The sequence below is a fragment of the Nocardia aurea genome, assembly GCF_003123685.1.
GTDB lineage: Bacteria > Actinomycetota > Actinomycetes > Mycobacteriales > Mycobacteriaceae > Nocardia > Nocardia aurea.
The window spans coordinates 104701-126929 of sequence record NZ_QCYJ01000175.1; the positions used below are offsets into that span (position 1 = coordinate 104701).

General features: G+C 66.5%; 21 protein-coding genes. 14 read left to right on the forward strand and 7 right to left on the reverse strand.

The features are described 5' to 3' along the window. Nucleotides 1-57: 57 nt before the first annotated feature. Together DAT37_RS43075 and DAT37_RS43080 are read left to right on the forward strand one after the other, a co-directional pair. Complete coding sequence (locus tag DAT37_RS43075; protein WP_109530741.1) at nt 58-765, forward strand: hotdog family protein; 708 nt, start codon at nt 58-60, stop codon at nt 763-765. Between the two features lie 23 nt (nt 766-788). Further along, nucleotides 789-1697, forward strand: a complete 909-nt coding sequence (locus DAT37_RS43080) for an enoyl-CoA hydratase/isomerase family protein (RefSeq protein ID WP_109530742.1) — start codon at nt 789-791, stop codon at nt 1695-1697. 97 nt (nt 1698-1794) lie between these two features. On the opposite strand, the gene DAT37_RS43085 is transcribed toward DAT37_RS43080, so the two are convergent. The 6 genes from DAT37_RS43085 to DAT37_RS43110 form a co-directional block, all read right to left on the reverse strand. Then, a complete protein-coding gene (locus tag DAT37_RS43085; protein ID WP_109530743.1) occupies nt 1795-2550 on the reverse strand; it encodes a TetR/AcrR family transcriptional regulator in 756 nt (251 codons plus the stop codon). Nucleotides 2551-2873: 323 nt separating this feature from the next. Continuing rightward, nucleotides 2874-3674: an enoyl-CoA hydratase/isomerase family protein gene (locus DAT37_RS43090; protein WP_109530744.1), complete on the reverse strand. Its 801-nt coding sequence runs from the start codon at nt 3672-3674 to the stop codon at nt 2874-2876. Continuing rightward, on the reverse strand, nt 3671-4921 hold the full coding sequence (locus DAT37_RS43095) for a CaiB/BaiF CoA transferase family protein (protein ID WP_109530745.1): 1251 nt from the start codon (nt 4919-4921) through the stop codon (nt 3671-3673). The genes DAT37_RS43090 and DAT37_RS43095 overlap by 4 nt, the downstream gene beginning before the upstream one ends. Beyond that, nucleotides 4921-5697: an SDR family NAD(P)-dependent oxidoreductase gene (locus DAT37_RS43100; RefSeq protein ID WP_109530746.1), complete on the reverse strand. Its 777-nt coding sequence runs from the start codon at nt 5695-5697 to the stop codon at nt 4921-4923. The genes DAT37_RS43095 and DAT37_RS43100 overlap by 1 nt, the downstream gene beginning before the upstream one ends. Then, a complete protein-coding gene (locus DAT37_RS43105) occupies nt 5687-6895 on the reverse strand; it encodes a cytochrome P450 (protein ID WP_232840346.1) in 1209 nt (402 codons plus the stop codon). Before DAT37_RS43105 ends, DAT37_RS43100 begins: the two co-directional genes overlap by 11 nt. A 177-nt stretch (nt 6896-7072) precedes the next feature. Next, the gene (locus tag DAT37_RS43110) at nt 7073-7870 is read right to left on the reverse strand and encodes an SDR family oxidoreductase (RefSeq protein WP_109530747.1); all 798 of its coding nucleotides are present in this window, start codon (nt 7868-7870) and stop codon (nt 7073-7075) included. Between the two features lie 155 nt (nt 7871-8025). On the opposite strand from DAT37_RS43110, the gene DAT37_RS43115 reads away from it, so the two are divergent. Next, nucleotides 8026-9261, forward strand: a complete 1236-nt coding sequence (locus tag DAT37_RS43115) for a cytochrome P450 (RefSeq protein WP_109530748.1) — start codon at nt 8026-8028, stop codon at nt 9259-9261. Nucleotides 9262-9361: 100 nt separating this feature from the next. Then, nucleotides 9362-10858: an acyl-CoA carboxylase subunit beta gene (locus tag DAT37_RS43120; RefSeq protein WP_109530749.1), complete on the forward strand. Its 1497-nt coding sequence runs from the start codon at nt 9362-9364 to the stop codon at nt 10856-10858. 64 nt (nt 10859-10922) lie between these two features. Here the strand turns inward: DAT37_RS43120 and DAT37_RS43125 are convergent, their stop codons facing one another. Beyond that, entirely contained in the window at nt 10923-11741 is an 819-nt protein-coding gene (locus DAT37_RS43125; protein ID WP_232840347.1) for an enoyl-CoA hydratase/isomerase family protein, read from the reverse strand. Between the two features lie 245 nt (nt 11742-11986). Here DAT37_RS43125 and DAT37_RS46175 point away from each other — a divergent pair, with 245 nt between their 5' ends. The 10 genes from DAT37_RS46175 to DAT37_RS43170 all read left to right on the forward strand — a co-directional run bounded on the left by DAT37_RS46175 (nt 11987) and on the right by DAT37_RS43170 (nt 22176). Then, complete coding sequence (locus DAT37_RS46175; protein ID WP_269814836.1) at nt 11987-12109, forward strand: hypothetical protein; 123 nt, start codon at nt 11987-11989, stop codon at nt 12107-12109. A 57-nt stretch (nt 12110-12166) separates the two neighbouring features. Continuing rightward, on the forward strand, nt 12167-13810 hold the full coding sequence (locus DAT37_RS43130; RefSeq protein WP_109530750.1) for an AMP-binding protein: 1644 nt from the start codon (nt 12167-12169) through the stop codon (nt 13808-13810). After that, a complete protein-coding gene (locus DAT37_RS43135) occupies nt 13811-14644 on the forward strand; it encodes an amidohydrolase family protein (protein ID WP_109530751.1) in 834 nt (277 codons plus the stop codon). 26 nt (nt 14645-14670) lie between these two features. Then, nucleotides 14671-15723 (forward strand): acyl-CoA dehydrogenase family protein, encoded by a 1053-nt coding sequence (locus DAT37_RS43140; protein ID WP_109530752.1) that lies wholly within the window; start codon nt 14671-14673, stop codon nt 15721-15723. A 9-nt stretch (nt 15724-15732) separates the two neighbouring features. Beyond that, nucleotides 15733-16935 carry an acyl-CoA dehydrogenase family protein gene (locus tag DAT37_RS43145; RefSeq protein WP_109530753.1) on the forward strand — a complete coding sequence of 401 codons (1203 nt, stop codon included), beginning with the start codon at nt 15733-15735 and terminating at the stop codon, nt 16933-16935. Between the two features lie 7 nt (nt 16936-16942). Next, nucleotides 16943-18601: a thiolase C-terminal domain-containing protein gene (locus DAT37_RS43150; protein ID WP_232840348.1), complete on the forward strand. Its 1659-nt coding sequence runs from the start codon at nt 16943-16945 to the stop codon at nt 18599-18601. Beyond that, complete coding sequence (locus tag DAT37_RS43155) at nt 18598-19482, forward strand: alpha/beta hydrolase (RefSeq protein WP_269814837.1); 885 nt, start codon at nt 18598-18600, stop codon at nt 19480-19482. The genes DAT37_RS43150 and DAT37_RS43155 overlap by 4 nt, the downstream gene beginning before the upstream one ends. Before the next feature lie 15 nt (nt 19483-19497). Next, nucleotides 19498-20427 (forward strand): TIGR03619 family F420-dependent LLM class oxidoreductase, encoded by a 930-nt coding sequence (locus tag DAT37_RS43160; protein WP_109530755.1) that lies wholly within the window; start codon nt 19498-19500, stop codon nt 20425-20427. Between the two features lie 92 nt (nt 20428-20519). Next, nucleotides 20520-21533 carry an aromatic ring-hydroxylating oxygenase subunit alpha gene (locus DAT37_RS43165; protein WP_109530756.1) on the forward strand — a complete coding sequence of 338 codons (1014 nt, stop codon included), beginning with the start codon at nt 20520-20522 and terminating at the stop codon, nt 21531-21533. A gap of 25 nt (nt 21534-21558) precedes the next feature. Further along, nucleotides 21559-22176 carry a cysteine hydrolase gene (locus tag DAT37_RS43170; RefSeq protein WP_198654728.1) on the forward strand — a complete coding sequence of 206 codons (618 nt, stop codon included), beginning with the start codon at nt 21559-21561 and terminating at the stop codon, nt 22174-22176. Nucleotides 22177-22229: the final 53 nt, after the last annotated feature.

Genomic DNA, 22229 nt, shown 5'->3' on the forward strand with positions numbered 1-22229 from the left:
ACAATACCGTCAGCCCCTGCAAAGGTGGCGGGAAGCGCCGAAGAGGAAAGAGGTCCGATGGCCGAGAACGGGCAGACCCTCCCGGGCGACGCGGAACCCCCCGTGCCCGGGCCGCGCGGTCCCGAACTGCGCTTCGGTGAACGACCGCTGCCGCAGACCGTGGCCGCCGCCGCGGCCATCCGCAGGCTCGCGGGCGTGCTGCTGGCGCTCGAGCATCCGCACCCGACGGTGGATGTTCTCGTCACCAGGATCGAGGAATGGGAACGCGAACTCGCCGCGGCGACACCGCCCGATCCCGCGCCTCGGATCGGGTCGGCGAGCAGCGACACCCAGCGCGTCTACCTGGACCACGCCGCCGATATCGGCGCGTTCAATCCGTGTTTCCCCGAATACGAGTTCGACCACCTCGACGCCGGGAATGCGCACGGCCGCATCACCTTTCCGCTGGTGCACGAAGGACCGCCGGGCCTGGTGCACGGCGGATTCCTCGGGGTGTTCTTCGACGCCGTCATCCAGCAACAGAGTTGCGCGGTCGGCCTGTCGGGCAAGACCCGGTCGATGAACATCACCTATCGCCGCCCCACCCCGATTCTGGTCGAACTGGATTTCGACATCACCCGAACGGTGGGGGAGGCGGGTATCGAATCGACGGCCAGGCTGCTGCGCGCGGGCGAGGTGCTGTGCCGCGCGGTCGTGCAGACGGTGGCCGTTCCGCTCGAGCAGTTGGGGACATCGCGCTACGGAAAGCGCCGGATCCGCACATGATCACAGAAGGAAGAGGCATACCGATGAGCAGTTCCAGCGCCGCCGACGGCAGGGTTCTCTACGAGGTGGATCCCGATCGCAGAATCGCGACCGTCACGCTGAACAATCCCGCGCAGCGCAATTCCTACGACGCCGCCATGCGCGACGGTCTGGCGCGCTATCTGGACGAGGTGGCCGAGGACGACGACATCACCGTGGTCCTGTTGCGCGGTGCGGAAGGCGTTTTCAGCACCGGCGCGGATATGAACAACGCCTACGGCTGGTACGGCGAGCGCGGACAGGGCAACGGAGCCAATGGAAGTAAGCCCGCCAAGAGCAGGCCGAGCCAGCGACGCAGACTCACCGTCGATCGAAAATCGTTCGGCTTCTACCACAATTTCCTGGGCTTCCCGAAGATCACCGTCGGCGAGATCGGCGGATACGCGCTCGGCGGCGGCTTCGAAATGGCGCTGATGACCGATATCTCGGTGATCGCGCGCGATGCCAAGATCGGCATGCCCGCCACCCGTTTCCTCGGCCCCGCGCTCGGCAGCCTGCACATGTTCTTCCACCGGCTCGGCCCGGTTCTCGCGCGCCGGATGCTGTTGACCGGCGACATCATCGAAGCGGGAACCCTCGAGCATCTCGGCGTGTTCACCGAGACCTGCGATCCGGCGGCGGTGACCGCGCGGGCGCGCTACTGGGCCGAGAAGGCCGCCAAGATGCCCGCCGACGGTGTCGTCATCGCGAAGGAGGCATTCCGGTTGGTCGAACAGAGCCAGGTCTACCAGGGTGAGGAAGTGGCGAGTTATCTGTTCCACGCATTCGGCACGAATCTGCAATTCGCACCGGGTGAATTCAATTTCGTGAAGACCCGCGCCGAACACGGCACCAAGGAGGCATTCAAACTACGGGACGAGCATTTCCATGTTCCCGAACCCGACGCGCCGTAGCCCCTGCTGAAACAAAAGAAGAGGCCGACGCGAATCGCGTCGGCCTCTTCTTCGTATCCGATCCGGCCCTCTCGCATGCGACGGCATCGAGTGAGTCCTACCCGGCTGCCGCCGCTTTACTCGCGCGCCGTGGCGCCGATGTCGTCGCGGGTTGCTGGGTGCCGATCAGCGAACTGGCGTGATCGAGAATGCATTTCAAACCGTATTCGAAGTTGTGGTCGTCCGGGGCGCCCGACTTACGTCCCTTGGCCATTGCCTCGGCGAGCAGGGGCGTGGTCTCGGGCTCGACGACGATATCGTCGTAATACGCGCCCGCCTGCGCGTCCTGTTCTTTGTTCTTGTCATAAAGGCGTTGCAGCACCACCGAACCGCGAATATGCAGACTGATCGCGGAATAGGTGTCGAAGGCCTCGTCCACCGACAAACCCGCCTCGACCAGGCTGGCCACCGCGTGTTCGGTCTGCCGCGCGCCCAGCTGGGCGGCGTGCGGGCTCAGCGCGGACCTGATCAGGATCAGATCGCACAGAATGGGATTGCCGAGGAACGCGCTGCGCATGGTGCGCGCGTGGTTGGTCAGCGATTCGCGCCAGTCGCGGGCCTCGATGAACGGCGTGGCGAAGACGTACTGGCTCAGCGCGCGGTCGGTCATCGCGTTGAGCAGGTCGTCCTTCTTGCGGAAGTACCAGTAGATACTCGTGACTCCCACGTCGAGGTGCTTGCCGAGCAGCGGCATGCTCAGACCGTCGATCGACACCTGTTCGGCCAGCTCGAAAGCGCCCTCGATGATGTCCTCTGGATTGAGAGAGCCGCGCTCGCGCCTCGGCCGCTTTGCTGCGGCGCTTCGTTTCGTCATTCCAGATCCCACTTCCGTGAAAGGTCTACTTACCTGAACACGAACACGTCACTTCAGGTCTCGACTGATGAGCCGGTGCCAGAGTTCGGTCCGCGAAACACGTTTCGAGTATCCGTAACTCGCCGAAGTGACGGGACTGAAAGTAGCACAGTAAATCGTACCACGGAGGTTACTGTCGGAGTGTTTCGAGGGGGTGGCGAGTAGCCCGTGAACAGCACCCGGAGCCATTGCCTCGGACCGTTCCGGAGTTACCTGGCTCACAGTTCGAGAACGTTCTCGAAATGTATTCGGCCTCCGGTCACAAGGAATTCCGGTGAGACAACCTACCCGGTCGGTCCCCAGGTTCCGGTGAACACCGGATCGCGTTTCTCGGAAAAGGCCGCGAAGGCTTCCAGGACATCGCGGCCGGACAGATTGATCGTCTGGGCGCGCGCCTCGTTGGCGAGCGCTTCGCGCATCGTGTGATCGGTGCCGCCGTTCAGCAGCGCCTTGGTCTGGGCCAGGGCGGTCGGCGGACCCGAGGCCAAGCGGACGGCGAGGTCGTCGACGAACGTGTCGATACCGTCGCGGGGCTGGATCCAGGTCACCAGACCGAGTGCGTGCGCCTCCTCGGCGCTGATCATGTCGGCGAGGAAGGCCAGCCGCTTGGCCTGCTGGAGTCCGACCAGTTTGGGCAGCAGCCAGGAACCGCCGCAATCCAGCGACAGCGCCCTGCGGCTGAATATCTGGCAGAACCGCGATTCCGGCGTCGCCACGACGAGATCGCAGCCGAGCGCCAGATTCCACCCGGCGCCCGCCGCGACGCCGTCGACCTTCGCGATGGTGGGCACCTGGAGATCGTGCAGGCGCAGCACCGTCTCGTTGATGGCGCGCATATCCCGGCTCGGGTCGGGGAATTCGTCCATACCGGCGGTGTCGGAGATATCGGCGCCCGAACAGAACGCCCCGCCCGCTCCGGTCAGCACCACGGCGCGGATCTGCCCGCCGAAAGCCACTTCGTGCAGGGTATCCCGCAACGCGGCCCACATGGCGTTGGTGATCGCGTTCTTGCGGTGCGGGCGGTTCAACGTCAAAGTCCTGACATTGCCGACATCCTCGATGAGCAGTACAGAATCGTCGGTCACGACGTCGTTCCTTTCCCTTGCGCCGCGTCGTCCGCGTCGGGGCCGATCGCCCCGGCCGCACGCATGCGAGCGATCTCGTCGGTGCCGAAACCCGCGCCCGCCAGCACGGTATCGGTATGTTGCCCGAGACCGGGGATCGCGCCCATGGGCGGCTGGAAGCCCGCGATGATCGGCGGCGGCAGCAGGGCGGGCACCGGGCCCACCGGAGTGTCTATCCGCCGCCAGCGGTCGCGGGCGGCCAGATGCGGATGCGCGATCATCTCGCCGGGAGTGTTGTAGCGCGAGTTGCCGATTCCGGCGGCGTCGGCACGCGACTGGATGACCGCCAGGTCGTGGCGCGCGCACCAATCGGTCAGTGCCGCGTCGAGTTCGGGTCGGCGCGCGACCCGGTCGGCATTGCGCGCGAACGCCGGATCCTCGGCCAGGTCGGGTCTTTCGAGGATCTCCCGGCTCAGGCGTTGCCATTCCCGGTCGTTGGTGGTGCCGAGAACCACGGTGTGGCCGTCGGCGGTGGGGTAGGCGCCGTAGGGCGCGACCGCGGGGGAACTCATGCCGAGCGGTTGCTGGTCCACCCCGGTGTGACGGGTGTAGTTCAGCGCGTACCCCATCAATTCCGCGGCGGTGTCGAACAGGCTCACCGAGGCCGCGGCGGGTTGGGTCGCGGCCGCCCCGTCCGCGCGTCTGGCGCAGATCATCGCCAGAATCGTCAGTGCCGCATACAGTCCCGAGCAGACATCGGCGATCGGCGGACCCGGTTTCGCGGGCGCGCCCGGCGATCCGGTGACCGCGCACACCCCGGATTCGGCCTGGACCAGCAGATCGTAGGCGCGTTTGTGCGACAGGGGCCCGCCCGCGCCGTAGCCGTCGATCTCCATCACGATGACGTCGGGATGCCGGCCGGCCAGATCGTCGGGACCGACGCCGAGCGCGGCGGTCGCGCCCGGCGCGAGATTCGAGACGAAGACATCGGCGGTTTCCAACAGACGGTGCAGCGCCGCCATCCCGTCGGGGTGCTTGAGGTCGAGCGTGACCGATTCCTTGCCGCGATTGGCCCAGACGAAATGCGCGGCGAGACCGTTGACCACGTCGTCGTAGTGACGTGCGAAATCGCCCCCGCGCGGATTCTCGACCTTGACGACCCTGGCGCCGAAATCGGCGAGCGTGCGCGTGCACATGGGCGCGGAAACCGCCTGCTCCAGCGACACCACGGTGATTCCCGCGAGCGGACCCGCGGTGGGCTCGGTCATCACATCACCAGTCCGCCGTCCACCGGCAGCACCTGGCCGGTGACGAAGGAGGCGGCGTCGGAGGCGAGGAAGACGAACGCGCCCGCGACTTCGCGCGGTTCGGCCCAGCGCCGCATGGGAATACGGTTGAGCATCTGCTCGGCGAATTTGGGATCGGTGCGGATGGTCGCGGTCATCGGGGTCGCCGCGGCGGGCGCGAGCGCGTTGACGGTGATCTGCCTGCGCGCCAATTCCCGCGCCATCGATTTCGTCATGCCGACGATGCCGGATTTCGCGGCCGAGTAGTTGATCTGGCCGAGGGTGCCGACCAGACCCGCCGACGACGTGACGTTGATGATGCGCCCCGTCCCGTCGGTCGGCAGGTATCGCAGCGCCGCCTTGGCACAACGGAACGCGCCCATCAGATGGATGTCGAGCATCCTGAGCACCGATTCCTCGGTGGTGTCGCCGAACATCGCCGGATCGGTGACACCGGCGTTGTTGACCACGATGTTCAGGGTGCCGTCGGCCAGTTCGGCGGCCGCGGCCGCTGCCGATTCGGCCGCCGCCCTGTCGCGGACATCGAGCGCGGCGCTCGCGGCCCTGCCGCCGTCGGCGACGATCTTGTCCGCCGTCACCGCCGCGGCCGCGCCGTCGATATCGGTGACGAGCACCGCGGCTCCCCGCTCGGCCAGCGCGGCGGCGACGGCCGCGCCGATACCGCCCGCCGCGCCGGTGACGAGCGCCGAGCGCCCGGACAGATCGAAGAGGTCGCGGTGGCGCGTTTCAACGGACATCGAAGGTCACCGGAATCGAGGTAGGGGAGCGGAACGGCTGACCGAAGATATGCGGGTCGCCGTCGGTCAGCAGGGTGATATTCGTCAGCCGCCGCAACAGCGCCTCGATCGCCACGCGGGTTTCCATGCGCGCGAGATGCAGTCCGAGGCAGGTGTGCGCACCCGCGGTGAAACTGATGTGCGGGATATGGGTGCGGTGGATATCGAATTCCTCCGGCCGCTCCCAGCGATTCTCGTCGCGGTTGGCCGCGCCGAGGACCAGATCGAGTACGGCGCCCTGGGGAATGGCGACGCCCTCCAACTCGGTGTCCTCGGTGACATAACGCTGCACGAGGGTCAACGGCGTCTCGTACCGGAGTCCCTCTTCGATCGCCTGCGGGAGAAGGTCGTGGTTCTGCTCGACGGCGGCGAATTGCTCGGGATGGGTCAGCAGCAGGTGCAACAGATTCCCGGAAGACCGATAGGTGGTTTCCAGGCCCGCGGGCAACAGCAATCGCAGGAAGGAGTAGATGGCCCGATCGCTGAGTTTCTCGCCGTCGATCTCGGCGGTCACCAGATCGCTGATGATGTCGTCGGTCGGATTCGATCTGCGCTGTTCGATATGTCCGAGGAAGTATTCCTTCAGTTCCTTGGACGCCTCCAGCGCGCGCGGCACATTGCCCGCGTAGCTGATGATCGACACGGCGGCCCGGCGGAAGAACGGCAGATCCTCGGCGGGCAGACCGAGCAGCTTGGCGATGACCCTGGTGGGGAATTCGAAGGTGAAATCCTTCACCAGATCCGCGCGGCCCGCGGCGATGAATTCGTCGATCAGCGATTCGCAGATCGGTCGCACGACGTCGGGTTCCCAGACCGAGAGCGACTGCGGTTTGAACGCCGCCGACACCAGGTTCCGGTGCGCCTTGTGCGTGATGCCGTCCATCGCGAGGATGGTCGGCCCCATGAAGACGCCGATCGTCGAGTCGTAGAGCGCGGTGCTGAAGACCTTGCTGTTGCGCAGGGCCTTGTTCACCGCCGTCCAGGACAGCGCGGCGTAGGAATCGGCGGGGCGCAACGATTCCGGGGTCTTGGAGTAGTCCATGACCGTTCCGTGGAAGACGCCGCCCTCGCGCCGTCTCGCGGTGAAGAACGGGTAGGGATCACGCAGATCGAGAGTGTCCCCACTCGCTACCGATTTGTCCTGAACAGGGCTGTCCACAGCTCACCTCTGACTTCGTCACACCGCACGGCTCTCGAAGAGTATCTCTTACTGTAATGCATACAGTATATGGCCTCAGTTCTTGCGGCAATGTGTAATTCGCGGTCGGTGCGCGGTGTCGCGGTGGGGTTCACCGCGACGATCGGCGCGGACTGTCGCTCGGATCGTGCCGTCCGGTCAGAGCTCGATCGGCGCGCCGACCGCCATCGGCGCGACGAATCCGCCGTCGACGTGGATGTCCTGGGCGTTGATCCAGCGCGCTTCGGGGGAGCCGAGGAACGCGATCACCGGCACGATGTCGGCGACGGTGGCATGCCTGCCGACCATCGCCTTCACGGTGTCGAGGACTTCCTTGCCCATCGAATCCTCGAAATCGGTGAGGATCGGCGTCTCGGTCGGCCCCGGGCTCACGGTGTTCACGCGGACCCCGTATTTCTGCCAGGCAGCGGGCGCCAGTCGCTTCGCGAAGATGATCGCGGCCTGCTTGGAGGTGCTGTACACCGGGTAATTCGGATCCTGGGTCGCCTGCCACTGTTCGACGGTCTCGGCGTCGGTCGCCTCCAATAGGCCTTTCAAGTCGTCGACGCGCTGTTGCCAGCCCAGTGCGGCGACCGAGGCCACGGTCACGATCGCGCCGCCCTGCCGCAGCAGTGGCAGCATGCCGGTGGTGAACAGTCGCATGCCGAGGTAGTTGACCTTCAGTACGTCCGCGGCGGGCGCGGTGCCGGGAACGCCGGCGACGTAGGCGAGCAGATCCCACTCCGGTCCGATCCGGTCCAGCAGCGCGGCGATCGCGGCGGCGTCGCGCAGATCGCACAGTTCGTGCCGCGAAGCGGGCGTCTCGTTGGGGCGGACGTCCACCGCGAGCACGTAGTCGCCGCGCTCGTGGAAATGCGCGGCCGTCGCTGCTCCGATGCCCGATCCGGCGCCGACCACGACGACTTTGCGTTGCTCGGGAAGTTGCTCAGAAACCATGGGGACCGCCGCTCCGATACGCTAACTGGCATCCATTACAGAATGCTTGACAGTAAGGGTCACTATAAATCACGCTTGTGGTCCACACAACGATCGGGACGTCGCGTGCGCGGCGCCCGGATCGCGGGAAATCCCAAGGAACGGAAGGGCCGCTGATGAGCATGCCGATCGTCGACGAAGCCGCGAACGTACTCGCTGACCCGACCGCGTACACCGACGAGAAGCGACTGCACGACGCGCTGGCGAGGGCGCGTGCGACCGCTCCCGTCTCACTGGTGGAGGCGCCGTCGTACAAGCCGTTCTGGGCGATCACCAAACACGCCGACGTGATGGCGGTCGAACGCGCCAACCGCGCTTTCACCAACTGGCCGCGGCCGGTGCTGATGACCGCCCAGTCCGACGAGATGCAGGCGGCCGTGGGGATTCGCACGCTGATCCACATGGACGATCCGCAACACCGGATCGTGCGCGCCATCGCGGCGGACTGGTTCAGTCCGAAGGCCATGCGCGCGATGGGAGTCCGGATCGACGAGCTCGCGAAACGCTACGTGGACAAGATGCGGGACGCGGGTGGTGAATGCGATTTCGTCCAGGAGGTCGCGGTCAACTTCCCGCTCTACGTGATCATGTCGCTGCTCGGCGTCCCCGAGTCCGACTTCCCGCTGATGCTCAAACTCACCCAGGAACTGGTCGGCAGCGACGACGACGAACTGAAGCGGTCGACGCCGTCGGACGAGACGATGAACTCGTTGCTGGAGATGTTCGCGTACTTCAAGACGCTGACCGACGCGCGGCGCGAGCATCCGACCGACGATCTCGCCTCGACGATCGCCAACGCGAAGGTCGACGGAGAGCCGCTCTCGGATATCGACACGATGTCCTACTACGCGATCATCGCCACCGCCGGACACGACACCACCAGCAGTAGCATCTCCGGCGGCCTGCGCGCCCTCGCCGAATATCCCGAACAGCTCGATCTGCTGCGCGGCAACCTCGACCTCATCCCGCAGGCGACCGAGGAGATCATCCGCTGGGTGACGCCGGTCAAGGCGTTCATGCGCACCGCCGCCGAGGATTCGGTGGTCAACGGCGTGTCGATTCCGGCGGGTGATTCGCTGTTGCTCTCCTATGTCTCGGCGAATCGCGACGAGGACGCCTTCGTCGATCCGTTCCGCTTCGATATCGAACGCGAGCCGAACAAGCATGTCGCCTTCGGATTCGGCGTACATTTCTGCCTGGGCGCGGGTCTGGCCCGCATGGAGATCGGAAAGTTCCTCGCGGAATTGCTGCCCCGGCTGAAGTCGATCGAACTCGCGGGTGAGCCCGAACTCACCGCGACGACTTTCGTCGGCGGTCTCAAGCACCTTCCGATTCGATACTCGCTGACCTGACCGTCGGCAAACCCACCGCAGCGCCGCGGGGGCGATACCGCGGCACCGACCCATCGACACGCCCCGGTCGAGGAGTCGGCACAGGAAAAAGGATCCGGAAATGACCAATGCCCAGACCTGGGACGAAACACTCGACGATCTCGGGCGCCGCCGTGCCCTCGCGCAGGCGATGGGCGGGCCGGAGCGGGTCGCCAAACATCGGGGCAAGGGCAAACTGGACGCGCGTGCGCGAATCGAGCGGCTGCTCGATCCCGGCACGTTCCAGGAATTCGGCACCCTGGTCGGTGGTGAAGTCCCCGCCGACGCGATCGTGACCGGCTCCGGTCTGATCAACGGGTCGCCGGTGATGGTGGGGGCCGAGGATTTCACGACGCTGGCGGGCACCATCGCGCCCGGCAGCAATTCCAAGCGCTACCGGCTGGCCGAACTGGCCGTGCGGAACAAAGTGCCGTTGGTGATGTTGCTCGAAGGCGCGGGATTTCGTCCCACCGGCGCCCACTACGGTCGCACCCCCACCGATCTGCTCGCCCAGGCGCAGTGTTCGGGCCGGATTCCGATGGTCACCGGGGTGCTCGGACCGTCGGCCGGTCACGGCGCGCTGATCGCGCCGGTGTCGGATTTCGCGATCATGAGCCGTCAGGGCGCGATCTTCACCGCGGGGCCGCCGGTGGTGAAGATGTCGACGGGCGAGGATGTCACCAAGGAGGATCTGGGCGGGCCGAACGTGGCGCTGGCCAGCGGGGTCGTCCACAACGTCGGCGAGACCGACGAGGAGGTCCTCGACGAGATCCGCCGCTACCTGTCCTACTTCCCGTCCAGCGCGTGGTCCTATCCGCCGGTCTACCTGCCCGACGATTCGACCGGCGCGAGGGCGACACCGGAACTGCTGAATATCGTGTCCCGCGACAATCGCAGCACCTACGACATGCGGGCCGTGCTCGACGTGGTCTTCGACGACACCGACTGGTTCGAGGTGCAGCCCGAATTCGGCACGGCCATCGTCTGCGCGCTCGCCCATCTCGGCGGTCATCCCGTCGCGGTGGTGGCCAATCAGCCGAAGGTGCTCGCGGGTTCGATCGACAGCGACGCCGCGGACAAGGCGGCCCATTTCATACAGGTCGCCGATTCGTTCCACCTGCCGATCATCTTCCTCGCCGACAATCCAGGCATGCTGCCCGGCAGCGAATCCGAAGCCGAAGGGGTGCTGCGCAGCGGTGCGCGGATGTTCGTCGCGCAGACCGCGGCCACCACGCTGAAATTGCACGTGACGTTGCGCAAGGCCTACGGCTTCGGCTCGATGGTGATGTCGCTGATCGGATTCGACAGCCAGACAGCCACTTTCGCCTACCCGGGCGCGACGATGGGGGCGATGAGCGCCGCGGCGCTGAGCAACGCCTCCCACGCGCAGGACGATCTGGCGGCCGAACTCCAGGAGATGGAATTGCAGGCCTCCTACCACTCCGCCGAACACATGGGTTTCGACGAACTCATTCGGCCGGAGGAGACGCGCAACGCCCTGCTGGTCTCGCTGCAACGGGGCATCTACGCCAGGCAGGCGGTTCCCGAACCGGTGTACCGCACCGCCATCATTCCCTGATCACGACAGCGCGAAGGGGCTCCGGTGGAATCCGGAGACCCTTCGCGCTGTCGGTGCGCGGTGCCTATCTGCCGCGGAACTCCGCGGGTCTGCGCTCCCGGAACGCGGCCAGACCCTCTTTGAAATCCACGGTGCGGCAAGCGAGTTCGAGCCCGTAGAGCTCATGGTCCATGGCATCGGCCAAACCGGTGTGCTGATTGCGGTGGATGGCCTGTTTGGCGAGTCCGAAGGCGATCGTCGGCGCGGCGGCCAAGCGGGCGATCAGCTCGTCGGTCCGCGCGTCGAGTTCGTCGGGGGCGGTGGCGCGATAGATCAGACCCCAGTCCTCGGCGTCGGCCGCGCCGACCTTCTCGCCGAGCAACAGCATCCGTTTGGCCCGTGTCACGCCGACCAGGCGCGGCAGCAGCCAGGTGGAGCCGGTGTCGGGACTGAAGCCGCGGGGCAGGAAGGGTTCCCAGAACACGGCGTCGGTGTCGGCGAGGGTGAAATCCGCGGCGATGGCCAGGTTGCAGCCCATGCCCGCCGCCCATCCCCTGACCGTGGCGACCACCGGCAGGTGCAGGGAGTGGACCAGTTCGATGACGCGGTGGGCGGTATGGGGGATGCGCCGGACCAGATCGCCCGTTCTAGGGCGCTCGCCGTTGGAGTTGGTGCTCACCCAGTCCACCCCGGAGCAGAAATCTGCGCCCGCTCCGGTGAGGTGGACGACGCGCAGGGTGTCGTCGGTGGCGGCCGCGGTGAGCGCGCCGACGAGTTCGTCGATCATGGCGTGGGAGAGCGCGTTGCGCCTGCCGGGGCGGTCGATGGTCAGACGCAGGACCGCGCCGTCGCGGTGGCTGCGCACCGTCGGCTCCTCGGTGGTGGGAGCGTTGTCGTTGTTCACTGTCGTACCCGTGTCTTCCTGGGCCGTGTGGGTTGTCCGCGCCTTACTGTCATCTATACAGTAGACGATACCGTTCATGGTTGTCGCTGATTGCGCGATGGTCGCGGGCCATATCCGGTACGTCGCGAACCCGAGGGATGCGCCGAGCATCCCCAACCCTTGCGCGAAGCTCTACCGATACGTATACAGTAGACATATCTATTCGGTTCGCGGCAGCCGTTCGGTATCAGGAGGTGGCACCCGATATGGCTCGTCTCGACCAGATCGTGCCGGTCGGCGGCACCTTCGTGCGCAACGGCGCTCCCGAATTCCCCGGCATCCGCGTCGCCTCGCCGGCGACAGCCGGACAGGACGAAATCCATGTGTGAGAAACCGGTCGTCACCCGCCGTAGCGGCGGGCGCGACTTCGTGATCGGAGAACTCTGTTGACCCAGTGGACGATAGGAGCCGTCTTCGACACGATCGCGGCGGCCGTGCCGGACCGCCTGATGACCGTATGCGGAACCAGGCGGCGTACCTTCGGCGAAGCCGCGCTGCGCACGCGCCGGTTCGCGAACTTCCTGGCCGACAGAGGGTTCGGTGTCCACACGCCGCGCGCCGAACTGGACAGGTGGGAATGCGGACAGGACCGCGTCGCGCTGTTGATGCGCAACGACCAGTACCTCGACGTGATGCTCGGCTGTCTCAAGGGCCGCGTCGTCCCGGTCAACATCAACACCTACTACACCGCGCGTGAGGTCCGCGATCTGCTCGCCTACATCCAGCCGCGCGGCATCGTCTACCACCGATCCTTCGGCGAGGTCGTCGCCGAGGCCGCGCCCGAGGGTGTGGAATTGCTGATCTCGGTCGACGACGGCAGTGACGCGCCGGAGCTCGACGGCGCGATCGCGTTCGAGGACGCCCTCGCGGCGGGCGCGCCGGAGCCGGTCATCGAGACCGAACCCGACGATCTGGTGATGCTGTGCACCGGCGGCACGACCGGCAGGCCCAAGGGCGTGCTGTGGCGTCAGAGCGATCTCTACGTGTCGTCGATGAACGGCGCGGATCACGAATCCGCCGATCTGCTCCGTGATCTCACGAACTGGACCGGACAGGTCTGGTTCGCGGTATCCCCGCTGTCGCACGCCGCGGGCATCATGACCGCCTGCGCGGGACTGCTGGTCGGTCAGACGATCGTGCTCTACGACGATCGGCAGAAATTCGACGCGCATCGCGCGTTGGAGATCGTCGAACGCGAGCAGGTCGGGCTGATGACGATCGTCGGCGACGCCTACGCCGCGCCGCTGGTCCGCGCGTTGCGAGAGAAGGACTACGACCTGTCGTCGCTGCTCGCGATCGGCAGTGGCGGAGCGGCGACCAATCCGGTGTACAAACGGGAACTGCTGGAACTGATCCCGCACGCCTACGTCGTGGAGGGGTACGGCTCCTCCGAAACCGGTGGCATGGCGTTCGGCCGCAGCACCAAGGGCGCCGAGGTCGACACCTTCACCCCCGGGCCGGGCGCCACCGCGATATCCCAGGACCGCAGCCGTTTTCTCGAGCCGGGCGATGCCGAGATCGGGTGGGCGGCCAGGGTCGGTCGGGTGCCGCTGGGATATCTGGCCGATCGCGAGGCCACCGAGCGGACCTTCCCCGAAATCGACGGAAAACGGATGGCCATCCCCGGTGATCGAGCCACCGTCGACGCCGACGGCACCCTGCGGCTGCTCGGTCGCGACGCGCTCGTGGTCAACACCGGCGGCGAGAAGGTCTTCGTCGAGGAGGTCGAGGAGGTGCTGCGCGCGCATCCCGACATCAGCGACGCGCTCGTGGTCGGCCGTCCGAGTATGAAATGGGGCCAGGAAGTCGTGGCATTGGTGTGCCGCGGCGGCGCCGAAGGAATCACCGAGGCGGGGCTACAGCAGTCCTGCCGTACCGAACTGGCCGGCTACAAAGTGCCCAAGGCCGTCATCTTCGTCCCGGAGATCAAACGCCTCGGCAACGGGAAGCCGGATTACAGGTGGGCGTTGCAACACGCGGTCGACGCCGCCAAGGCGGACGCCGACATCGAAGAAATCGGAGCCGGATAGATGCGGAAGGTCAACGACTGCCTGGTCAACGTTCATTTCGGTGAACGTGAGCAACCCGGCTGGATGTTGAAGGTCAGAGATGACTACTTCAAGGGTGCGACCTCCATGTACGCGCAGGTCGAGCTGAGCGAACTGCTCGACGAGATGGACGAACAGGGTGTCGAGAAGTCGATCCTGATGTATTCGATGGCCAAGCCGTCGACGACCGCGCTGAAATTCGTCGAGGCGCGTCCGGACCGATTCGCGTTGGCGCTCAACGGGGTCGACCTTCTCCATCCGGTCGCGTCGCTGCGTGAACTCGGCGCGCTGGTGAACGATCTGCCGGTGGCCTACACGACTTCGGGGCCGAGTTTCTGGGGCGACGGGCAGTATCCGCCGACGGACGCGGTCTACTACCCGCTGTACTACAAATGCGCCGAACTGGGCCTGCCGCTGTGCATGAACACCGGCATTCCCGGCCCTCCGATTCCGGGGGAGGTGCAGAATCCGATGTATCTGGATCGGGTCTGCTACCGGTTCCCCGAATTGCGGCTGTGCATGATCCACGGCGCCGATCCGTGGTGGGATATCGCGATCCGCCTGCTCATGAAATACGAGAATCTGCGGCTGATGACCTCGGCCTGGTCGCCGAAGCGGTTGCCGGACAGCCTGATCCATTTCATGCGGACGCGCGGCAAGAACAAGGTGATCTTCGGTTCGGATTGGCCGGTGCTGTCGATGCGCAGACTCGTGCCCGAAGCTGTCGCGTTGGATCTGCCCGAGGACGTCCTCGACAACTATCTCTACAACAACGCACAGGAATTCTTCTTCGGCGATCGAACCGTCGGCGCCTGACGCGCGGCGAATGAGGAGAAACGAATATGGACCGCTATGAATTGCGCAGGCAGGATTACAGCCTGTCGGAGGACCAGTCGGAACTACAGGCCGTGTATGTGAAGTTCTTCAAGACACGCAGTTCCCTCGAGGTCGTCCGCGCGGCCGAACCGGCGGGATTCGACAAGAATCTGTGGGAACAGCTGTGCGGTACCGGCGCGACGAGCATGGCGATGCCCGAATCGGTCGGCGGCGACGGCGCGACGCTGGTGGATCTGAGCCTCGTCGCCGAGGAACTCGGGCGTGCGATCGCCCCGGTGCCGTGGATCGATCACATCTGCGCCGCGCGTCTGCTCGTGCGCCTCGGCGCGCTGGCCGCCGATGAACCCGAGACCGCGGACGTGGTGGAGGGCAGGCAACTGGTCGCCCTCGACACCCGTGTCGACGCGGCGACCGGTGTCCGCCTGATCGCTTCCGGCTCGATCGCCGACCACATCGTCGTGCGCGACGGTGACGAGATCGTGCGGCTGAGTTTCGACACCCGCCCGGCGAAGGTCGACAATATCGGTCGACTCCCGATGGCCTGGGTCGATCCGGCCGCCGCCGATCGTCGCACCGTGCTCGCCTCCGGCGCGGACGCGCTCGCGGAATACGAACGCGCGCTCGACGAATGGCGGGTGCTCACCGCGGCCGCGCTCGTCGGCCTGGTCGAGGAGACCATGCGGGTGGCGGCGGAATTCGCGACGACCCGCTACACCCTCGGTGTGCCGATCTCGACGTTGCAGGCCATCTCCCATCCGCTGGCCAATATCGCGATCACGGTCAATGCCGCGCGCAACCTGACCCGTCGCGCGGCCTGGTTCCTCGAACACGAGCCCGAATACCAACCGGCACTGCCCCCCGCCGCCTTCTGCTACATCGCCGAGGAGGCTCCCAAGGCCGCCACCATGGCGGTGCAGGTCCAGGGCGGGCTCGGCGTGGCGACCGAATCGCTGGCGTCGGCATATCTGTTGCGCGCCAGGGGATGGCCGCTCGCCGCCGGTGATCTGGCCGCCACCGCCATCCAGGTCGCGCAGCGTTTCGCGGCCGAGCAGGGTTAGGAGGACATCATGGATTTCTCACGTGTCGAACTGTCCGATGACGACCAGGCATTCCTGGACGAGGTACGCGCGTTCCTCGATACCCATGTCACCGACGAGGTCCGCAGGCGCGACCGCGAAACCGGCGACAATTTCGACGAGGGCGTGCACCTGGCGATGGGCGCCGCGGGTTGGCTGGCCGCGGAACTGAATTCGGAGGAAGAAGGCGGTCTGAACCGGCTGCGGCGGCGCATCTGGGATCTGGAGCGGCGGCGGGTGCATATTCCCTGGGTCACCTGGGGCACGACCTCGATCGTGGTGAATTCCGTGCGCAAACACGGATCGGCCGAACTCCAGCAAGAAGTACTGCCCCGGTTGGAACGCGGTGAGGTCAGGCTGTGCCTGGGCTATACCGAACCCGAGGGCGGATCCGACGTGGCGATGTCCAAGACCCGTGCGGTGCGCGACGGCGATCAGTGGGTGATCAACGGTTCGAAGATGTTCACCACCGGCGCGCACAACTGCCAGTACGTCTTCCTGATCACCAATACCGATCCCGAGGCTCCGAAACATAAGAGCCTCACCATGTTCCTGGTTCCCCTCGATACCCCCGGCATCGAGATCCAGGGCATCCGCACGGTCGACGGCGACCGGACCAATATCGTCTACTACAGCGATGTCAGGATCGACGACAAGTACCGCCTCGGTGACGTGAACGGCGGCTGGGCGGTGCTGATGGGGCCGCTGAACGAGGAACACGGCGTGGTCGGCGCGGCCGAGGACGGCCTCCAGGACGTCTCGATCCTGATCCACCAGGGCACCATGATGGCGACCTCGGTCGACAATGTCGTCTCGATCGCGGCGAAGCCGGGCCCGGACGGTCGCAGGCTGCTCGACGACACCTCGGTCGGCTACCGGCTCGGCCGCAGTATCGCCAAGGTGGAGGCGGCCCTGTCCGCGCCGCACATGTTCGGCCGCGTCGCGCTCGCGCAGACGATGCGCGATATCTCGCCCGATCTCATGGATGTCCTCGGGCCCGCGTCCGCGCTGCCGATCGAGACCGAGGGCGCCGCCGACAACGGCGGCATGGAGTACGTCTACCGGTGGGCGCCGCTGTGCGGAATCTACGGCGGCACACTCGAGGTCTTCCGCAATATGATCGCCCAGCACGTGCTCGGACTCGGCAGGCCGAATTATTCGCATCCGGCCAAGCCGAAGGCGAAGGTGAGCTGAGATCGGGGTGTCCGGGACATCGGAACGTCCGCAACCGTCGCTCACCCCGGAGACCGAGTTCTTCTGGACCTCCGGCGCCGACGGCAGGTTGCGGATTCAGGAATGCCTGTCGTGCGCGGCGCTGATCCATCCGCCGCAACCGGTGTGCAGGCACTGCCGGGGCGACCGCATGGGGGTGCGGGCGGTGTCCGGGTACGCCACCCTGATCGGGTTCACCGTCAATCACCGCTTCGCGCTGCCGGGTCTGCCCGCGCCCTACGTCGTCGCGCAGGTCGCGCTCGAGGAGGACACCCGGGTTCGCCTGACCACCAATACGGTGGAGTGCGATCCGGAACAGCTCGAACTCGGGCTGCGGATGGAAGTGGTGTTCACGCGGGTCGGCGCGGTATGGCTACCGCTGTTCCGGCCGGCCCGGGAATCGGCGCCGGTCGCCGAGTTGCCCGCCGACCCCATCGATCCCGCGTCCATGCGCGCGCATGTCCGGCCGATGGCGACCACGGAGAAATTCGAGGACAAGGTCGCCATCACCGGCATCGGGATGTCGCCGATCGGGCGCAGACTGATGGCCGATCCGCTCTCGCTCACGGTGCGGGCCTGTCGCGCCGCGGTCGAGGATGCCGGTCTGCGCCTCGAGGATATCGACGGGCTGTCGACCTATCCGGGGTCGGGGAATTTCGGTCCGTTCGGCGAAGGCGGCGTCACCGCCGTCGAATCCGCGCTCGGTCTGCGTCCGACCTGGTACAACGGCGGCGGCGAGACCTTCGGTCCCGGCGGTTCGGTCATCGCGGCGATGCTCGCGGTGGCGAGCGGATTGGCACGGCACGTGCTGTGCTTCCGCACGGTCTGGGAATCCACCTACGCGGAACTGGTTCGGGCGGGCCGGATCTCGCCGCCGTCGGGTATCGCCGACAGCTGGCTGCTGCCGTTCGGCGCGGTGTCGGCGGCGCACCTGCTCGCCCAGACCGCCCAGCGACATTTCCATCGCTACGGCACCGACCGCGAGACACTGGGCTGGATCGCGCTCAACCAGCGCGCCAACGCCGCCCTCGATCCGACGGCGATCTACCGCGATCCGCTCACCATGGACGACTATCTGTCCGCACGTCCCATCACGACGCCGTTCGGGCTCTACGACTGCGACGTCCCCTGCGACGGCTCGGTCGCGGTGGTGGTCTCCGCGCGCGAGACCGCCGCGGATCTGGCCCAGCCGCCGGTGCTCGTCGAAGCGGTGGGAACCCAGATCATCGAACGCCTCGAATGGGATCAGAGCACCCTGACCCACGAACCGCAAGTACTCGGCCAAGCCGCGCACCTGTGGTCGCGCACGTCACTGCGTCCCGACGATGTCGATGTGGCCGAACTCTACGACGGTTTCACCTTCAACTGCCTGTCGTGGATCGAGGCGCTCGGCTTCTGCGGGATCGGCGAGGCGAAGGATTTCCTGCACGGGGGCAAGAACATCGCGCGCGACGGCGTGCTACCCCTGAACACCCACGGCGGTCAGCTCTCACACGGTCGCACCCACGGCATGGGGCTCATCCACGAGGCGGTCACGCAACTGCGCGGCCAGGCCGGTGCGCGCCAGATTCCCGACGCGCGCGTCGCCGTCGCGAGCAGCGGTGGGCTCACGCCGAGCGGTGTCCTGCTCCTGCGGGCGGATCGGTGACCGCGCCGCGCCTGTCGACGGGGTACACCTCCTCCGGCACCGTCGCGGCCCGCGAGGTCGAGGTGGACGGTATTCCCATGTCGGCGTTGTGCGCCGAGGTGAGCCAACCGCGCGCGGTGCTCGTCGCCGTGCACGGGGGAGCGACGACCTCGCGCTATTTCGACGTACCCGGTCGCCCGCGGCTGTCGCTGTTGCGTCTCGGCGCGACGCTCGGATTCAGCGTGCTGGCCGTCGATCGGCCCGGATACGGATCCTCCGCGCCGTGGGGTGATCGCTTCGAATCGCCGGAGCGCCGCGTGAATGCCTGCTTCCGCGCCGTCGACGCACTGCTCGCCGAGAGTTCGCGCGGTGCGGGTGTTTTCCTGCTCGGACATTCCGCGGGATGCGACCTCGCGGCGCGGATGGCCGCCGACGATCGCGGCGACGACCTGCTCGGCCTCGAACTCGCGGGCACCGGAGTCCGCAAACACGCCGAGGCGTCACGCGTCATCGAGGAGATGCGCCACACCCGCAGTGCCGCCGGTATCCGCGATCTGCTCTGGCATCCCGAGCACCTCTATCCCGCCGATGTCTACGGCGGTCAGTCGCTGACCTGCCCTTCGCCTCGATACGAGGGGGCGGTGGTGCGCGACTGGCCGACCGAATTCCCGGGATTGGCCGGGCGGGTGCGGGTCCCGGTGCGATTCAGCCACGCCGAATACGAGCGGGTCTGGCGAAGCGATCCGCAGGCGCTGGCCGAGATCGCGGGATTCTTCACCGCCGCACCGCGTTTCGTCACGCACGAACAGACCGGAAGTGGACACAACATCAGCGTGGGTTTCGGCGCCGCGGCCTACCACCTCGGCCTGCTGTCGTTCGTCGAGGAATGCGCGCTCCCCTGATCGAGAGGCCGTTCGATGAAATACGTACTCGAGTACCCGAGTGAATTGCCTTCCGCGGGTGATATCTTCCTGCGGCCTGAGGTGATCCGCGAGGTCGTCACGCGGGCCGAGGAATCCGGTTTCACGGCGGTGGCGCTGAGCGAACATCCTGCGCCGTCACTGAAGTGGCGTAACAACGGCGGGCACAACACCCTCGATCCGATCGCCGCGCTGAGTTTCATGGCCGGTGTCACCTCGAGCATCCGGGTGATGACGAATCTGTACGTTCTGCCCTTCCACAATCCCTACGCGGCGGCCAAGGCGCTCGGCAGTCTGGACATCGTCTCGGGCGGCCGGTTGATCGCGGGTGTCGGCGCGGGATACCTGCGTGCCGAATTCTCCGCGCTCGGCGTCGAACACGAGCGGCGGGCCGCGTTGCTCGACGAGGCCCTCGCGGCGCTGCGCGGCATCTGGACCGATCCCGAGAAGCCGGTGACGGGTGCGGATTTCGCGGCGATCGGCCCGATGTGGCTACAGCGGCCCGCGCAGCGCCCGCATCCGCCGATCTGGATCGGCGGCAACGGCTCGACCGCGATCGGCCGCGTCGTGCGGCACGGCGACGGATGGATGCCGATCATCGCCGACGCCACGATGGCCGCGGCCATGCGCACCACCGCGATCGAGAACGCGAGTCAGTTCGGCGAGGGCGTCGACCTGTTGCGCAGGAGACTCGAGGCCGCGGACCGCGATCCCTCGACCGTCGACGTACAGGTCGTGTGTCCGCACCTCGATTTCGACGACGGCGGCTCGGTGCGCGCGGCCTTGGACCACCTCGACGACCTGGAACGACGCGGGGCGACCTACGCGGTGGTGCACGTCGACGGCTCCGGTCCGGCGGCGGCGACGAAATTCATCGAAACCTTCGGCGAGGTCGTCGTCTCCGGCGCGCGAGCGGGAAGCCACTAACGAGTCCGATCCGCCGTTCGGGGGTCGTCAAGTCGAACTCCATGCGTTACTGTAAGCGTAACAGTAACGTTCTCGGAACGCGGAGGTGTCACGTGAAGGTTCCCTTCACCTGGAAGGTCACCGGGTGGTTCATGGTCGGCTGGTCGGCCGAGTTCCCACTGGGAGAGGTCCGGCCGCTGCGCTACTTCGGTGAGGATCTGGTCGCCTACCGCGACGAGTCCGGCGAGCTGCATATCCTGACCGGCCACTGCCGCCATCTCGGCGCGCATATCGGCTACGGGGGCAAGGTGGTCGGCGACTGCGTCGAATGTCCTTTCCACGGCTGGCGGTGGGGCCCGGACGGCACCAACCGCAAGATCCCCGGCGAGGATCGGGTGAATCGCGGTCTGCGGCTGCGGGTGTACCCGGTCAACGAGCAGAACGGCTGCGTGTTCATGTGGCATCAGCCCGACGGCAAGGAGCCGCAGTGGGAGATGCCCGACATCCTGCGGATGTTCCCCGAGTTGGAGACCGATCCGGAGAATTTCTATCGGCCCTATCCCGAGTTCTCCAGCAAGACCGAGCGGGAACCGGTGCATCCGCAAGTCGTGCTCGAAAACGGCCCGGACAGTTTGCATTTCGAGTACGTGCACGGCGCGACCGTGACACCGCAGATGCTGGACTACAGCGCGGTGGACCACACCTGGAACTTCCTGACGGGCTGGCCGGACGCGCGTAGCGACGATCCGAACAAGATGGCGTTGAAGATCCACGCCCAGATGTTCGGACTCGGCGGCTCGATCAGCGCGTTCGACGGTTCCTCGAAACATCGGCTGATCTTCGCCACGACACCCGTGGACGACGAATGCTCGGATCTGTTCTATTCGATCTGGTGGCCGAAGAATCCCGGTGACGAATCCGATGTGCCGCCGCCGGAGGTTCGGGCGCGGGTGGAGAAGCAATTCCTGGTGACGGTGTGGGAGGACCTGAGCATCTGGCGTCACCAGAAGTATGTGGAACGCCCGCCGCTCTCGCCCAAGGACGCGAAACCGTATCTGTCGCTACGCAAATGGGCCACCCAGTTCTATGACGTGCCGCCGGCCGACGCGACGAGTACGTCCGCGTGACCCCGATGTGCGCGCCGGTGGCGGCATGAGTGCCCGAAGCCTGGCGGATCTGGTCGTGCCGGAGCGCACCGCCGTCATCACACAGGAATGTCAGGGTGCGGTGGTCGGCCCCGAGGCCGGACTGCCCGCTCTGGCCGAGGAGGCGCGTCGCGAGGCGCTGCCCAATATCGAGAAGCTGCTGCCGGTGGCCAGGGCAGCGGGCGTGCACGTCGTGCACTGCATGGTGCGGCGGCGGGCCGACGGTCTGGGTTCCAATCACAACGCGAAACTCTTCGCCATCGGACGACGTGGTGTCGCGGTCGCGCCGGACAGCCCCGGCGCCGCCCTACTGCCCGAATTCGGCCCGGAGCCTTCGGATCTGGTGCTGAGCCGCCAGCACGGGCTCGGGCCGATGGGCGGAACCGATCTGGACGCCGTACTGCGCAATCTGGGGGTGACCACGATCGTCGCGGTCGGTGTCTCGCTGAATGTCGCGATACCCAATCTGGTCATGGACGCGGTCAACGCCGCCTATCACGTCGTGCTGCCGCGCGACGCCGTCGCGGGGGTGCCGCGCGCATACGGTGACGCGATCATCGACAACACCCTCTCGCTGCTCGCGACCGTCACCACGACCGAGGAACTGCTCGCCGCCTGGCGGTAGGCGCGAACGACGAAAGCTCGCCGACTCCGGGGAATCCGAGGAGTCGGCGAGCT

Excerpts from the sequence above, each read along its gene's own strand:
- DAT37_RS43170 (WP_198654728.1), top strand. The coding sequence starts at position 21,559 with ATGAGTGCCCGAAGCCTGGCGGATCTGGTCGTGCCGGAGCGCACCGCC.
- DAT37_RS43115 (WP_109530748.1), top strand. The coding sequence starts at position 8,026 with ATGAGCATGCCGATCGTCGACGAAGCCGCGAACGTACTCGCTGACCCG.
- DAT37_RS43135 (WP_109530751.1), top strand. The coding sequence starts at position 13,811 with ATGCGGAAGGTCAACGACTGCCTGGTCAACGTTCATTTCGGTGAACGT.
- DAT37_RS43140 (WP_109530752.1), top strand. The coding sequence starts at position 14,671 with ATGGACCGCTATGAATTGCGCAGGCAGGATTACAGCCTGTCGGAGGAC.
- DAT37_RS43085 (WP_109530743.1), bottom strand. The coding sequence starts at position 2,550 with ATGACGAAACGAAGCGCCGCAGCAAAGCGGCCGAGGCGCGAGCGCGGC.
- DAT37_RS43075 (WP_109530741.1), top strand. The coding sequence starts at position 58 with ATGGCCGAGAACGGGCAGACCCTCCCGGGCGACGCGGAACCCCCCGTG.
- DAT37_RS43145 (WP_109530753.1), top strand. The coding sequence starts at position 15,733 with ATGGATTTCTCACGTGTCGAACTGTCCGATGACGACCAGGCATTCCTG.
- DAT37_RS43095 (WP_109530745.1), bottom strand. The coding sequence starts at position 4,921 with ATGACCGAGCCCACCGCGGGTCCGCTCGCGGGAATCACCGTGGTGTCG.
- DAT37_RS43100 (WP_109530746.1), bottom strand. The coding sequence starts at position 5,697 with ATGTCCGTTGAAACGCGCCACCGCGACCTCTTCGATCTGTCCGGGCGC.
- DAT37_RS43080 (WP_109530742.1), top strand. The coding sequence starts at position 789 with ATGAGCAGTTCCAGCGCCGCCGACGGCAGGGTTCTCTACGAGGTGGAT.
- DAT37_RS43160 (WP_109530755.1), top strand. The coding sequence starts at position 19,498 with ATGAAATACGTACTCGAGTACCCGAGTGAATTGCCTTCCGCGGGTGAT.
- DAT37_RS46175 (WP_269814836.1), top strand. The coding sequence starts at position 11,987 with ATGGCTCGTCTCGACCAGATCGTGCCGGTCGGCGGCACCTTCGTGCGC.
- DAT37_RS43110 (WP_109530747.1), bottom strand. The coding sequence starts at position 7,870 with ATGGTTTCTGAGCAACTTCCCGAGCAACGCAAAGTCGTCGTGGTCGGC.
- DAT37_RS43120 (WP_109530749.1), top strand. The coding sequence starts at position 9,362 with ATGACCAATGCCCAGACCTGGGACGAAACACTCGACGATCTCGGGCGC.